Raw genomic sequence first — 14,269 nt, forward strand, 5'->3', positions numbered from 1 at the left:
ATTGACCCTCGTGGTTAAGAATAGGTGAAAAGCGGCCGATTTCATCGTCCGCAATGAATTAATTCGTGACAAGGTTCGAATATACGCAATTAACGCGTTTCAACGGCATCATGCGGGCGGTTTTGTGAGAACGGCATGCGTGATGCCGGGCTGTGAAATGTCTGGCTTGGCGGAGATTCGCCTGGGCGCGCTCAAGCCTGCAATCAGGCCACGCGACGCAGCACAGCCGCATAGAAGCCGTCGAGGCCGGAGGCAATGCCATCGGGCATTTTCAGCATGGTGGGAAGCGTACGGAATTCGCCGAGCGGTGTGATCGCCGCCTCGAGGCCGGGCCAGTCGCCGGCACCGATCGAAACGCGCTCGACCGCATCCGTATCGGAAAGAACACGGGCGACGACGTCCTCACCCTCGGCAGGGTCGAGCGAGCAATTCGAAAAAACCAGCGTGCCGCCCGGCTTCAGCAATGTCAGCGCATGGCGCAGCAGCCGTTCCTGTAGCGCCGCCAGCCTGGCAATATCCTCAGCTCCTTTGGTCCACAGCACGTCAGGGTGCCGGCGTGTCGTGCCGGTGGAAGAGCAGGGGGCATCGAGCAGGATCGCATCGAAACGCTCCGCCGGCTCGAACGTCGTCAGGTCTGCCGCAATCGTCTCGGCTTTGAGGCCAAGCCGGTCGAGATTCGACCGCAGCCGTCTTAGCCGGCTTTCCGACTGGTCGAGGGCGGTGACTTCGCCACCGGCAAGAATGAGCTGCGCCGTCTTGCCGCCGGGCGCGGCGCAGAGATCGGCGGTACGTCTGCCCGAGAGATCGCCGAAAAGCTTGGCGGGGATGCTTGCTGCCGCATCCTGCACCCACCATTGGCCCTCATCGAAGCCTTCGAGCGCAGGAATGCCGCCGTCGAAGGCAGCAAGCCGCACACCGCCCGTCGGCAGGGCAACACCGTTCAGCCGCTTGGCCCAGCCTTCAGGGTCGGATTTGACGGTCAGATCGATCGCGGCCGGCTCGAGCTGGGATTCCGAAATCGCCAGCGCCGCATCCCGGCCATAAGCCTTCTCCAGCCTGGCGATGAACCAGGCCGGCATCGGCGCGACCTTGCCGATCTCACCCAGCACCTCAGCCTTTTCGCGGCCGAGCCGACGGAGGATGGCATTGACCAGCTTGGCGAAACGGCGATTGCGCGGGTCCTGATTGGCCTGCTCGACGGCAAGATCGACAGCCGAATGATCGGGCACGTCGAGATAGAGGATCTGCGCCGCGCCGATCGCAAGCACATGATGCAGCGCCCTTGCCCCCTCCGGCAGCGGCGAATCCAGCAGCCCGGCAATGGCGGCATCGATGCGCGGCAGATGACGCAGCGTCGTGTTCAGGATGGCGCGGACGAGCGCCCGGTCGCTTTCGCCGAGCGCCCGATAGGCCGGATTGCCGTGTTCATGATCGAGAGCGCCGTCGAGCGGCAGCTTGCGGTCGACGACGGCAGCAAGAATTTTTGCCGCGGCGGCGCGCGCCTGCATGCCGGGTTTAGCCGGTGCGGAACGCTCGGCGGAGGGCTTTTGCTTGCGGAATGGCTTCTTCGTGCCGTCTGAATTCAAGACCACGGACCTTTTGGCGGTTGCGAACCACCGCGACCAAGGCCCGTATCCGGAACAGAGCGCGATTTGCGCGACGGATTAGCAGCACGCGCCGGCGACGTCGAGACATTCATGCCGCCTTGCGCCATGTCATACAGGGCAGCGATGCGGTTTTCCGTGTTCGGATGGGTCGAAAACAGATTGTCCATCCGCTCTCCGGAGAGCGGATTGATGATGAACATATGTGCCGTCGCCGGATTGCGCTCGGCATCCTCGTTCGGAACATGGGCGGCACCGCGCGCGATCTTGCCGAGCGCCGAAGCGAGCCAGAGCGGATTGCCGCAGATCTCGGCGCCGCGGCGGTCGGCCGAATATTCGCGCGTGCGGCTGATCGCCATCTGCACCAGCATGGCGGCGAGCGGCGCCACGATCATCGCGACGATGACGCCGATGAAGCCGAGAGGATTGCTGTTGTTGTCACGATTGCCCCCGAAGAAGAAAGCGAAGTTGCCAAGCATCGAGATCGCACCGGCAAGTGTTGCCGTGATCGTCATCGTCAGCGTGTCGCGGTTCTGAATATGCGCCAGTTCATGCGCCATTACGCCCGCCACCTCCTCGGGAGACAATGCGCTGAGCAGGCCGGTCGAGGCGGCCACGGCAGCATTGTCGGGATTGCGGCCGGTGGCGAAGGCATTCGGCTGCGGGCTGTCGTAGAGATAGACCTTCGGCATCGGCAAGCCGGCATTGCCGGCGAGATCGCGCACGATCCGGAAAAACTCAGGCGCGTTGCGCTCGTCGACCTCCTGCGCGCGATAGGCCGAAAGCACCATCCGATCGGAATTCCAGTAGGAGAAGAAATTCATGCCGGCGGCAATGACGAAGGCGATCATCATGCCGGCCCGACCGCCGATCAGGAAGCCGACGAACATGAAAAGCGCCGTCATGAAGGCAAGCAACATGGCAGTGCGGACGAGGTTCATTGCGGATCTCCATCTCCGATTTCGGCGTCCCAAGCTTTCAATCCCGGCGCCGGCGCATTATGATTTGGTTATTCACCAGCCATTTTCAATATTTTCCGGCAGGAGAAGGCATGCAGGACGCTGATAATGACAATAGCGAAACGCCGGTAGCCGAGGGGTCGGAGCCGCGGCGCAAGATGCTGTCCCCGGCTGCCAGGCGCGCGCTTGCCGAAGCCGAAGAGCGGCGGAAGAACCATAAACCGCTGGAACTGCCGCCGGAGACCGGCGGTCGCGGCGGAGCCGAACCGGCGCGCTTCGGCGACTATGAGATCAACGGCCGGGCGATCGATTTCTGAGTAATATTCCTATTGGCGTCTTTCGATCGGAATATGCGGATTTACGAAATCACTATGGCGGAGCTGCACTCCACGCAGATGGCCTATGTAAGTAGAATCCGGCTAACGAGCCTTAGGCTCCAGTATTTTTGCCGTATCCTGATGTCGTCTTGACGGACGGACGTTGCCTCACCGAGGGCTTCGCCCGTGATTGCGGTCAACGCACGCCAATGCGTCGACGAAATGGGAGCCGCTCCGGAAGCCGCGAGGGACGGAGCGGCTCCATATCTCAGGCCGTCGCCTTGTTCTGTCGGTTGGCGATCAGATCGTCGACCACGGCGGGATCGGCGAGCGTCGAGGTGTCGCCAAGTGCACCGAAATCGTCCTCGGCGATCTTGCGCAGGATGCGGCGCATGATCTTTCCGGACCGGGTCTTCGGCAGACCGGGCGCGAACTGGATCTTGTCGGGCGCGGCGATCGGGCCGATTTCCGCCCGCACATGTTTCACCAGTTCCTGGCGAAGCGCGTCCGAACCATCGTGACCGGCCATCAGCGTCACATAGCAATAGATACCCTGGCCCTTGATCGGATGCGGATAACCGACAACAGCAGCTTCCGAAACCAGATTGTGCGAGACGAGTGCCGATTCCACCTCTGCCGTGCCGAGCCGATGGCCGGAGACGTTCAGCACGTCGTCGACACGGCCGGTGATCCAGTAATAACCGTCCGCATCGCGCCGGCAGCCGTCGCCGGTGAAATACTTGCCCTTATAGGTGGAGAAGTAGGTCTGGATGAAGCGCTCGTGATCGCCGTAGACCGTGCGCATCTGACCCGGCCAGCTGTCGGTGATGCACAGATTGCCGTCGGCCGGGCCGTCCAGCACCTTGCCCTCATTGTCGACCAGCTGCGGTTTGATGCCGAAGAACGGGGTCGTCGCCGAACCGGGTTTCAGATCGGTGGCACCTGGCAGCGGCGTGATCATATGGCCGCCGGTTTCCGTCTGCCACCACGTGTCGATGACAGGGCAACGCTTGTCGCCGACGACATTGTAATACCACTCCCAGGCTTCGGGGTTGATCGGCTCGCCAACGGTGCCGAGCAGGCGTAGCGAAGAGCGCGAGGAGCGCGTGACGAAGTCGTCGCCGGCGCCCATCAGCGAGCGGATCGCTGTTGGCGCCGTATAGAAGATATTGACGTTATGCTTGTCGATGACTTCCCAGAAGCGGCCCTGGTCCGGGAAATTCGGCACGCCCTCGAACATCAGCGTCGTTGCGCAGTTGGCGAGCGGCCCATAGACGATATAGGAGTGGCCGGTGACCCAGCCGACATCGGCCGTGCACCAGTAGACGTCGCCGTCGTGATAATCGAAGACATATTCATGCGTCATCGCCGCATAGACGAGATAACCGCCGGTCGTGTGCAGCACGCCTTTCGGCTTACCGGTTGAGCCTGACGTATAAAGAATGAAGAGCGGATCTTCCGCCTTCATCTTCACCGGCGGGCATTCCGCCTTCACGGTGGCGATTTCCTGGTGATGCCAGAGATCGCGGCCTGGCGCCCAGCCGGTCTTGCCACCGGTGCGGCGAACGACCAGAACCTTCTCCACGATCACGTGCTGGCGTGCCGCGATATGAATTGCGGTATCAGTATTGTCCTTCAGCGGCACCGGCTTGCCGCCGCGCACACCTTCGTCGCATGTGATGACGAAGGTGGATTCGCAGTCAACGATGCGCCCCGCTAAGGCCTCCGGCGAGAAACCGCCGAAGACGACCGAATGCACCGCGCCGATGCGGGCGCAGGCGAGCATCGCATAGGCGGCTTCCGGGATCATCGGCATATAGATGGTGACGCGATCGCCCTTTTTGACGCCGTGCTTCTTCAAGACGTTCGCCATCCGGCAGACATGCTCGTAGAGCTCGTTATAGGTGACCTTCTTGTCGATATAGGGGTTGTCACCTTCCCAGATGATCGCCACCTGGTCGCCATTCGTTTTCAGATGTCGGTCGATACAGTTGTAGGAGACGTTGGTCTGGCCGTCCTCGAACCACTTGATCGAGACCTTGCCGGTAAAGGAGGTGTTCTTGACCTTGGTATAGGGCTTGAACCAGTCGATCCGCTTGCCGTGCTTGCCCCAGAACTTGTCCGGGTTCTCGACGCTTTCCTCGTACCATTTCAGGTACTTTTCCTTATCGATCAGGGCGCGCGCCTTCACCGGCTTCGTAACCGGATAGATCTTCTCCGACATGGAACTCCTCCTCATGGGACATGCGATGGGCCGCGCCGGCAAAGCGGGCCTGGATTTCAAATCAGGGCAATTCATAGCAGTTCGCATCGTGGCGGCAATTAGACAAAGGTCATTTCATTTTGGAAGAATTGCAATTCTGCGACAGTGCGGTTATATAGCGGCATATTTCCCGGACATTGTGGTGACAATCCACGGACCGCGACCGGCGCGGACGATAGAAGGACTATATCCATGGCTCAAACACTGCTCATGCCGAAGGCGACAGCCATCTGGCTCGTCGACAATACGGCACTGTCTTTCGATCAGATTGCGCAGTTCTGCAAACTGCATCCGCTCGAAGTCAAGGCGATCGCCGATGGCGAAGCGGCGCAGGGTATCAAGGGCCTCGACCCGATCTCGACGGGACAGCTCTCCCGCGACGAGATCGCCCGCGCCGAAGCCAATCCGAACCACAAGCTGAAGCTTTCCGAACCAAAGGTGCGCGTGCCGGAATCCAAGCGCCGCGGCCCGCGTTATACGCCGGTTTCGAAGCGTCAGGACCGCCCGAACGCCATTCTCTGGCTCGTTCGCAACCATCCGGAGCTGAAGGACGCGCAGATTTCCCGCCTCGTCGGCACGACGAAATCGACCATCGAGCAGATCCGCGAGCGCACCCACTGGAACTCGGCCAACCTGGCGCCGATGGATCCGGTAACGCTCGGCCTCTGCAGCCAGATCGATCTGGACATGGAAGTGGAAAAGGCCTCCAAGGGTCGTCCGCTGCCGACCGCCGCCGAGCTTGGCGCGACGCTGCAATCGGCACAGGAAACCGAGCGCCTGACCCCGAGCTACGAGCGCGAAGAGGAAAAGGAAATCGATGCCGACGCCGTCTTCCGCAAGCTGAGCTCGCTGCGCTCAGCCCCGAAGGACGAGGACGACGACCAGTACTGAGATATCGGTTATCTCATGAAAAACCCCGCCGGTCTGGCGGGGTTTTTTATTGCCTATTGCCTGTAGAAGATCACGACGCGCTTTAGCTGCGGAACAGGGTGAGGATGTTCTGCGCCGAGCTGTTGGCAATCGACAGCGACTGGACGGCCAGTTGCTGCTGCGTCTGCAACGCCGAGAGCCTGCTCGATTCCTCTTCCATATCGGCATCGACCAGACGTCCGACGCCGGAGTCGATTGAATCGTGAAGACCGCTGACGAAATTTTCCTGGAGCTGGATACGGGTCGAGATCGAGCCGAGAGCCGAGCCGGCGGCGGTCATGGCGCCGAGGACCAATTCGACGCCGGTCAAGGCCGCGTCGAGCTGGCCCTGGGTGAAACCGGTAATGTCGAGATCATAGATCGACGCCATGATGATAACTTTGCCGCCATAGGTTCCGTTGAAAGCCGTGCCGATGATGCCGCTGGTCGTTTCGATCGCGCCGGTGCTGGTCATGCCGAAGAGCACGTTTCCAAGCGTGCCTGAATCGAGCACATAGTCCGTCGTCTTGACCGAGACGGCATTGCTGCCGTCGCGGACGAAGGACGAGACGACGCTCTTCGTGCCGGAAGCGCCGGCGACCCAGTTTTCACCCGAGAAGGATGCCGATTGGGCGATGCTGAGCAGCTGCTCCTGCAGCTGATCGAGCTCCTGCTGGATCTTCGTCTTGTCGACGCCTTTTTCCGTGGCGGCGACGATCTTCGCCTTGATTTCGCTGACGATGTCGAGGGCACTGTCCATGGCCGAATAGGCGGTATCGACCTTCGCCGCGCCGAGACCGAGGGCATCCGAGACGGCCGAAAGCGCTTTATTGTCAGAACGCATGGTCGTTGCGATCGACCAATAGGCGGCATTATCAGCCGCCTTTTCAACACGATAACCCGAGGAAACGCGACCCTGGGTGTCCTTGAGACTATCGTTTACACCGCGCAAAGTCTGCAGCGCTGCCATGGCAGCGTTGTTGGTGAGGATGCTTGTCATGATCCGTTCCACAATCGTTGAGAAAGGGGCAATCCGGACTAAGCCGGTAACGGCGACCGCGTCATGCAAAGCCTGCTATGCAAGCCATTGCCGTTAACAAATGCTTGCATCGATATGGTTAACAATTCCTCAATTAGACTTACCGAAAGTTTAATTCACATCGGCAGCGAGCCGAACCCGCGCGCCCGCAGCGCCTCGGCGATTTCTTCCAAAATCGTTGGATCATCAATGGTTGCAGGCATTTTCCAGGGTATGCCGTCGGCGATTTTCTGCATGGTGCCGCGCAGGATTTTGCCGGAGCGCGTCTTCGGCAACCGGTTAACGATGATGGCCATCTTGAAGGCGGCGACGGGTCCGATCGAATCACGAATCATCGCCACGACCTCTGATTCGATCACCGTCGCCTCACGGGAAACATGGCGCTTCAGCACCAGGAAACCGCAGGGCACCTGACCCTTCAGCGCATCGATCACGCCGATAACAGCGCATTCGGCGATATCGGGATGACGCGCACAGACCTCCTCCATGGCCCCTGTCGAGAGCCGATGACCGGCGCAATTGATGATGTCGTCGGTGCGCGACATGATGAAGAGATAGCCGTCTTCATCGACATATCCGGCGTCAGCCGTCTTGTAGTAGCCCGGAAACTCATCGAGATAAGCCGATCGAAAACGCTGGTCGGCGTTCCAGAGGGTCGGCAGACAGCCGGGCGGCAAGGGCAGCTTCACGACGATATTGCCGAGCGTTCCGGCCTCGATCGGATGGCCGGCATCGTCGAGCACCGCGATCTCATAACCGGGCATCGGCAGCGCCGGCGAACCGTGCTTGACGGGAAGGGCGCCGAGACCGAGCGGATTTGCGGCGATCGGCCAGCCGGTCTCCGTCTGCCACCAATGATCGATGACGGGTATGCCGAGCATGCGCTCCGCCCATTTCAGGGTCTCCGGATCCGCCCTTTCGCCGGCAAGAAACAGCGCCCGCAAATCCGGCATCGGATATTTGCGTATCAGATCGCCGTCCGCGTCCTCCCGCCGAATGGCGCGGAACGCCGTCGGCGCCGTGAATAGCACCCGCACCTTATGCTCCGAAACGATGCGCCAGAATGTGCCGGCATCCGGAGTACCGACCGGTTTTCCCTCGAAGATCAAGGTGGTTACGCCTGATATCAGCGGAGCGTAGACGATATAGGAATGCCCGACGACCCAACCGATATCCGAAGCCGTCCAGAAGACCTCACCCGGCTTCAAGCCGTAGATATTCCGCATCGACCAGTTGAGCGCAACCATATGGCCGCCATTGTCGCGCACCACACCCTTCGGCTGGCCCGTGGTGCCGGAGGTGTAGAGGATATAGAGCGGATCGGTCGCCTTGACCGAAACACAGGCGACCTCGGCGCCGCGATGGCGCGCCACTGCCGTCTCGAAATCCTGATCGCGGCCATTGACGAGATCTGCCCGAAGCTCCGGCCGCTGCAGCACCAGGCAACGCTCCGGCTTCGAACCCGCGATCTCGATCGCCTGGTCGACCAAGGGCTTATAGACAATGATACGGCCGGGCTCGAGCCCACAGCTTGCGGTGATCACCAGCTTCGCACCGCAATCGTCGATGCGCGCTGCAAGTTCGCTGGCGGCAAATCCACCGAAAACGACGGAGTGAACCGCACCGATGCGAGCGCACGCGAGCATCGAAAAGACCGCCTGCGGTAGCATCGGCATATAGAGGATCACGCGATCGCCCCTGCCGATGCCGAATTCGAGCAGCGTTGCGGCGATCGCCTTTACCTCGACAAGCACCTCGTCGTAAGTGAAACGCCGCTTCTCGCCGGTCATCGCGCTGTCGAAGATAACGGCTGTCTCGCCGCCGCGCCCGGCAGCGATATGCCGGTCCAGGCAATTGTGGCAGGTATTGGTTTCCCCGGCTGAGAACCAACGGCCATAGACACCGTCGTCGGGCGAGAACACCCGCTCCGGCGGTTTGAACCAGTCTATGTCGGCAGCGGCTTCACGCCAGAAGGCTTCGGGATCGCGTTTCCAGGCCGCGTAGACCTGATGATAGTCGTTCTGCATCTGCTCCTCCCCAGGACATGCACGCCTCGATATCAATCTAGGCAGCGGTGAGAGGAACGGGAAGCCCGACCAAAGCAGAGTTTCAGCGCGCGCCGAAAATCGCCGATCCGACGCGGACGCTGGTGGCGCCGAAGGCGATTGCCATCTCGTAGTCACCGGACATTCCCATGGAAAGTTTTCCGACGCCGCATTTGGACGCAAGTCTTGCCAGCAGGGCAAAATGCGGCCCGGGATTTTCCTCGGCCGGCGGAATACACATCAAACCTTCAACAGAAAGGCCGAGCTCGTCGCGACAGAGCGCCACAAAGGCTGGCGTGTCGTCAGGAGCGATACCGGCCTTCTGCGGTTCAAGCCCGGTATTGACCTGGACGTAGAGCCGCGGCGTCTTGGCCTGCCGCTTCATCTCCTCGGCAAGCGCGCGGGCGATCTTTTCCCGGTCCACCGTCTCGATGACGTCGAAGAGCGCCACCGCGTCCGCCGCCTTGTTCGATTGCAGCGGCCCGATCAGATGCAATTCGATATCCGGACGCTCGGCCTTCAGCGCCGGCCACTTGCCCTGGCTTTCCTGCACCCGGTTCTCGCCGAAGACGCGCTGTCCCGCTTCGATGGCCGGGCGGATCGCGTCCGCCTCGAAGGTCTTCGATACCGCGACCAGCTGAACGGAACCCGCCGGCCGACCTGCCGCGCGTTCCCCGGCCGCAATCCGTGATCGCACGTCGTTCAACCGCTCTTGAAGTTCCATCGTTCTGCCTCGACATACCAGCATGAAAGGATTGGCAATGAACTAACCAGCCAACCTGTGCTTGCCAAGACCCGCCTTCGCGAAATCGCTTGCACGTGATCAAGATCGGACGCTTGCAGCGCCTGCAAAACTTGACGCTACGGTGGTTTCATGGTGAAGGTCTCGACCAACTCCCCTGATTTTCCGGAAATACGAATACGATGGCCACCGAACGTTATAATCCGCGCGATGCCGAGCCCCGCTGGCAGCAGAAATGGAATGAAGACAAGGTCTTCGAGACCGACAATGCCGATCCGCGCGAAAAATATTACGTCCTCGAAATGTTCCCCTATCCGTCGGGGCGCATCCATATGGGCCATGTCCGCAATTACGCCATGGGCGATGTCGTCGCCCGCTATAAGCGCGCGCGGGGCTATAATGTGCTGCACCCGATGGGCTGGGACGCTTTCGGCATGCCGGCAGAGAACGCCGCCATGGAGCGCGGCGTGCATCCCGCTTCCTGGACGTACCAGAATATCGGCTCGATGAAGGCGCAGTTGAAGGCCATGGGGCTCTCGCTGGACTGGAGCCGCGAATTCGCCACCTGCGATGTCGAATATTACCAGCACCAGCAGCATCTCTTCCTGGATTTCCTGGAAAAGGGCTTGGTTTACCGCAAGCAGTCGAAGGTCAATTGGGATCCTGTCGACAACACTGTGCTCGCCAACGAACAGGTGATCGATGGCCGCGGCTGGCGTTCCGGTGCGCTGGTCGAACAGCGCGAACTGACGCAGTGGTTCTTCAAGATCACCGATTTCAGCCAGGATCTGCTCGACGCGCTGGACACGCTTGAACAGTGGCCGGAAAAAGTGCGGCTGATGCAGAAGAACTGGATCGGCCGCTCGGAAGGCCTGACGATTCGTTGGGAGATTGTGCCGGAAACGGCGCCTGCCGGCGAGAGCGAGGTCACGGTCTATACCACCCGGCCGGACACGCTGTTCGGCGCCTCCTTCCTGGCGATCGCCGCCGATCACCCGCTGGCAAAGGATGCCGCCGCAAAGAATGCCGATATCGAAGCCTTCTGCGAGGAGTGCCGCCGTGCCGGCACGTCGCTCGCCGCACTCGAGACCGCCGAAAAGAAAGGCATGGATACCGGTATCCGCGTCAGACATCCGCTTGATCCCTCCTGGGAGCTGCCTGTCTATATCGCCAACTTCGTCCTGATGGATTACGGCACCGGCGCGATCTTCGGCTGCCCGTCAGGCGACCAGCGCGACCTTGATTTTGCTCGCAAATACGGCCTGCCGGTCGTGGCCGTCGTCATGCCGAGGGATGGCGACGCTGCGAGCTTTGCCGTCGGCGATACCGCCTATGACGGTGAGGGCGTGATGATCAATTCGCGCTTCCTCGACGGCAAGACGACGGAGGAGGCCTTCAATATCGTTGCCGACCGCCTGGCGGCCGCTTCGCTCGGCAATGCGCCGCAGGGCGAGCGCAAGGTCAATTTCCGCCTGCGCGACTGGGGCATTTCCCGTCAGCGTTATTGGGGCTGCCCGATCCCGGTCATCCACTGCGATGATTGCGGCGTCGTGCCGGTGCCGAAGACGGACCTGCCGGTCAAGCTGCCCGACGACGTTACCTTCGATCAGCCCGGCAACCCGCTCGACCGTCATCCGACCTGGCGTCATGTCTCCTGCCCGACCTGCGGCAAGGATGCCCGCCGCGAGACGGATACGATGGATACTTTTGTCGATTCGAGCTGGTATTTCACCCGCTTTACCGCGCCCTGGGAAGGAAAACCAACCGATCCCGAAGCCGCGAACCGCTGGCTGCCGGTCGACCAGTATATCGGCGGCATCGAGCACGCGATCCTGCACCTGCTCTATTCGCGCTTCTTCACCCGCGCCATGCGCGAAACCGGTCACGTGGCGGCCACCGAACCCTTCAAGGGTCTCTTCACCCAGGGCATGGTGGTCCACGAAACCTATAGCCGCGGTGCCGGCGCCAGCCGCGAGTGGGTGGCCCCTGCCGATATCCGCATCGACGAACTCGACGGCAAACGCCGGGCCTTCCTGCTGACCAACAACGAGGAAGTTGCGATCGGCTCGATCGAGAAGATGTCGAAGTCGAAAAAGAACGTCGTCGATCCCGACGATATCATCGCCTCCTATGGCGCCGATACCGCCCGTTTCTTCGTTCTGTCCGACTCTCCGCCCGAGCGTGATGTCATTTGGTCCGAGGCGGGTGTCGAAGGCGCCCATCGTTTCACCCAACGCCTGTGGCGGCTGATTTCGGAAGCCGCGGACGCACTCTCCGCCGTCGCAGCTGCGCCGGCGAGCGAGGGGGAAGCCTTGCCGATCTCACAGGTCGCCCACAAGACGCTGAAGGCTGTCGAAAACGATTATGACAAGCTCTGGTTCAACAAGGCCGTCGCCCGCATCTATGAACTCGTGAACGCACTGGCCGCACCGCTGACCAGGGTTGCGGCGGGAGAGGGTGATGCCGCCTATCGCGCGGCAGTCCGCGATGCCGCAGAGATCCTGATCCAGCTGGTCGCACCGATGACGCCGCATCTGGCTGAGGAGTGCTGGACGGCGCTCGGCAATGAAGGGCTGCTTGCCCGGACAAGCTGGCCGCGCTACGACGAAACGCTCGTTGTCGAAAACGACGTCGTTCTGCCGGTACAGATCAACGGCAAGAAACGCGCCGAATTGACAATTTCTCGCGATGCAGATCAGAATGCCGTCACCGCCGCCGTGCTGGATCTGGATGCGGTGAAGAACGCGCTGAACGGACAGGCACCGAAGAAGATCATCGTGGTTCCCCAAAGGATTGTAAACATTGTCGTTTGATATCGCTTGCAAGCTGGCTCGCAATGCCGGCATCGCCATGATCCTTGCCTCCGCGGCTTTTCTCTCTGCCTGCCAGGTCCGGCCGCTTTACTCCGAGAATTCCGGTCTCACCGAAAAGCTTTCCTCCGTCGGCTTTTCCTCGGCAGGCAGCCGGGTTGAACAGCAGGTTCGCAATCACCTGATCTTCTTTGCAGCACGTGGCGCCGGCGAAGCCGCAAACCCGCAATATCAGGTTGAGATGCACGCCACCTCGAGCGTCGCCGATACGCTGCTTCAGGAATCCGGCGATACGTCGAAAGCCGGCCGGGTGACCGTCACCGTCACCTACACGCTGCGTGCCATAACCGACAATCATGTCATCAAGGCCGGCAGCCGTCAGGCCACAGCGCTGGTGGATTTCTCCGAACAGCAATTTGCCAAGCAGCGGGCGATCCGTGATGCCGAGAACCGCGCAGCGGATCAGGCGGCGGAATTCGTAGGGGCCGACATCGCCGCTGCCCTCAGCCGCTGAGGCGAGATGTGGCAGAGATAAAATCCCACGAATTCGAGACCTTTCTGCAGAAATCGGCGCGGAACTATCGGATCTTCGTCATCTATGGGCCGGATCGCGGCCTCGTTTCGGAACGGGCGGGTCTGCTTGCCGGTAAAAGTGGTGTGGCCCTCGACGACCCATTCTCGCTGACGAAGCTCGATATCGGCGATCTGCAGAAGGATCCCGGACGATTGGTCGATGAGGTCCAGTCGATCGGGCTGTTCGGCGGTGAGAAGCTGATTTGGATCCGCGGCGCCGCAAACGAAAAATACCTCGTCGATTCCCTGGCCCTGCTCGCCGAAAAACCACTCGAAGCCGCCTATCTAATCGTGGAGGCCGGCGACCTGAAAAAGGGTTCGCTGCTGCGCAAGACCGCCGAAGCCGCGCGATCTGTCATGACGATCCCCTCTTACGCCGATGACAGCCGTGCTCTGAATACGCTGATCGATACCGAACTCGGTGCAGAGAAACTCGGTATCACGCCGGCCGCGCGGCAGGCGCTGATCGCACTGATTGGCGGTGATCGCATCGCTTCCCGAAACGAGGTGCGCAAGCTCGCGCTCTATTGTCGCGGCGCCGATACGGTTGAAGAACATCACGTTACCGAAATAATTGGCGATGCCAGCGCGATCTCCGTCGACGATGCCGTCGACGCGATTCTCAGCGGCGATCTCACGGCCTTTCTGCACGCCATGCAGAAGATCAGCAGTTCAAAAACCGCAATCTTTCTCGTGCTTCAGGCATGCCTGAAGCAGTTTCAGCTTCTCGATACGATGCGCGCTGAAATGGAGGAAAAACGCCTGCAGCCGCCTCAGATCATGCAGACCATGGGGCGGCATCTGCATTTTCGCCGCAAGCCGATCATCGAACAGGCGCTGCGCCAATGGACCGCCGAAAGCATCGCCCGTGAATCCAATCGCCTGCAGGCCGCAATTCTGCAGAGTCGGCGGCGCCAGGTACTGGAAGACAGCGTTGCGATGCAAACGCTTCTTTCCACCACCCTTCAATCCGGTCGAAAATCGGCGTGATTTGGAGCGCTTCAGCTG

The 14,269-nt window shown here is 60.8% G+C and carries 11 protein-coding genes; 5 read left to right on the forward strand and 6 right to left on the reverse strand.

Features of this window, described 5'->3' with window-relative positions:
• Positions 1 to 203: 203 nt before the first annotated feature.
• The gene (locus FHX10_RS24090; protein WP_063473873.1) at positions 204 to 1,592 is read right to left on the reverse strand and encodes an RsmB/NOP family class I SAM-dependent RNA methyltransferase; all 1,389 of its coding nucleotides are present in this window, start codon (positions 1,590 to 1,592) and stop codon (positions 204 to 206) included.
• A complete protein-coding gene (gene htpX, locus FHX10_RS24095) occupies positions 1,583 to 2,545 on the reverse strand; it encodes a zinc metalloprotease HtpX (RefSeq protein ID WP_047615869.1) in 963 nt (320 codons plus the stop codon). The genes FHX10_RS24090 and htpX overlap by 10 nt, the downstream gene beginning before the upstream one ends.
• Before the next feature lie 110 nt (positions 2,546 to 2,655).
• On the opposite strand from htpX, the gene FHX10_RS24100 reads away from it, so the two are divergent.
• Positions 2,656 to 2,880: a DUF1674 domain-containing protein gene (locus tag FHX10_RS24100; protein WP_047615871.1), complete on the forward strand. Its 225-nt coding sequence runs from the start codon at positions 2,656 to 2,658 to the stop codon at positions 2,878 to 2,880.
• A 268-nt stretch (positions 2,881 to 3,148) separates the two neighbouring features.
• On the opposite strand, the gene acs is transcribed toward FHX10_RS24100, so the two are convergent.
• Positions 3,149 to 5,104, reverse strand: a complete 1,956-nt coding sequence (acs, locus tag FHX10_RS24105) for an acetate--CoA ligase (RefSeq protein ID WP_047615873.1) — start codon at positions 5,102 to 5,104, stop codon at positions 3,149 to 3,151.
• 231 nt (positions 5,105 to 5,335) lie between these two features.
• On the opposite strand from acs, the gene FHX10_RS24110 reads away from it, so the two are divergent.
• Positions 5,336 to 6,034 (forward strand): DUF1013 domain-containing protein, encoded by a 699-nt coding sequence (locus FHX10_RS24110; RefSeq protein ID WP_047615874.1) that lies wholly within the window; start codon positions 5,336 to 5,338, stop codon positions 6,032 to 6,034.
• 82 nt (positions 6,035 to 6,116) lie between these two features.
• Here FHX10_RS24110 and FHX10_RS24115 read toward each other — a convergent pair whose 3' ends face one another.
• From FHX10_RS24115 to FHX10_RS24125, 3 genes are all read right to left on the reverse strand, one after another.
• On the reverse strand, positions 6,117 to 7,052 hold the full coding sequence (locus FHX10_RS24115) for a flagellin (RefSeq protein WP_063473874.1): 936 nt from the start codon (positions 7,050 to 7,052) through the stop codon (positions 6,117 to 6,119).
• 155 nt (positions 7,053 to 7,207) lie between these two features.
• Positions 7,208 to 9,118 (reverse strand): propionyl-CoA synthetase, encoded by a 1,911-nt coding sequence (locus tag FHX10_RS24120; protein ID WP_063473875.1) that lies wholly within the window; start codon positions 9,116 to 9,118, stop codon positions 7,208 to 7,210.
• A gap of 82 nt (positions 9,119 to 9,200) precedes the next feature.
• On the reverse strand, positions 9,201 to 9,860 hold the full coding sequence (locus tag FHX10_RS24125) for a YggS family pyridoxal phosphate-dependent enzyme (RefSeq protein ID WP_047615880.1): 660 nt from the start codon (positions 9,858 to 9,860) through the stop codon (positions 9,201 to 9,203).
• A gap of 200 nt (positions 9,861 to 10,060) precedes the next feature.
• Between FHX10_RS24125 and leuS the strand changes: the two genes are divergently transcribed.
• Genes leuS through holA form a run of 3 tightly spaced genes read left to right on the forward strand, consistent with a single transcriptional unit; the run spans position 10,061 to position 14,251 of the window.
• Positions 10,061 to 12,691, forward strand: a complete 2,631-nt coding sequence (leuS, locus tag FHX10_RS24130) for a leucine--tRNA ligase (RefSeq protein WP_184390398.1) — start codon at positions 10,061 to 10,063, stop codon at positions 12,689 to 12,691.
• The gene (gene lptE, locus FHX10_RS24135; protein ID WP_063473877.1) at positions 12,681 to 13,202 is read left to right on the forward strand and encodes an LPS assembly lipoprotein LptE; all 522 of its coding nucleotides are present in this window, start codon (positions 12,681 to 12,683) and stop codon (positions 13,200 to 13,202) included. Before leuS ends, lptE begins: the two co-directional genes overlap by 11 nt.
• 8 nt (positions 13,203 to 13,210) lie before the next feature.
• On the forward strand, positions 13,211 to 14,251 hold the full coding sequence (gene holA, locus FHX10_RS24140; protein ID WP_097596025.1) for a DNA polymerase III subunit delta: 1,041 nt from the start codon (positions 13,211 to 13,213) through the stop codon (positions 14,249 to 14,251).
• Positions 14,252 to 14,269 lie beyond the last annotated feature (18 nt).

Source organism: Rhizobium sp. BK591, assembly GCF_014195045.1.
In the GTDB taxonomy this organism is placed as follows: domain Bacteria; phylum Pseudomonadota; class Alphaproteobacteria; order Rhizobiales; family Rhizobiaceae; genus Rhizobium; species Rhizobium anhuiense.

What these genes read in the sequence shown, in the direction of transcription:
- FHX10_RS24115 (WP_063473874.1), bottom strand. Translation starts at nt 7,052, where the DNA reads ATGACAAGCATCCTCACCAACAACGCTGCCATGGCAGCGCTGCAGACT.
- FHX10_RS24120 (WP_063473875.1), bottom strand. Translation starts at nt 9,118, where the DNA reads ATGCAGAACGACTATCATCAGGTCTACGCGGCCTGGAAACGCGATCCC.
- acs (WP_047615873.1), bottom strand. Translation starts at nt 5,104, where the DNA reads ATGTCGGAGAAGATCTATCCGGTTACGAAGCCGGTGAAGGCGCGCGCC.
- FHX10_RS24110 (WP_047615874.1), top strand. Translation starts at nt 5,336, where the DNA reads ATGGCTCAAACACTGCTCATGCCGAAGGCGACAGCCATCTGGCTCGTC.
- FHX10_RS24125 (WP_047615880.1), bottom strand. Translation starts at nt 9,860, where the DNA reads ATGGAACTTCAAGAGCGGTTGAACGACGTGCGATCACGGATTGCGGCC.
- leuS (WP_184390398.1), top strand. Translation starts at nt 10,061, where the DNA reads ATGGCCACCGAACGTTATAATCCGCGCGATGCCGAGCCCCGCTGGCAG.
- FHX10_RS24100 (WP_047615871.1), top strand. Translation starts at nt 2,656, where the DNA reads ATGCAGGACGCTGATAATGACAATAGCGAAACGCCGGTAGCCGAGGGG.
- htpX (WP_047615869.1), bottom strand. Translation starts at nt 2,545, where the DNA reads ATGAACCTCGTCCGCACTGCCATGTTGCTTGCCTTCATGACGGCGCTT.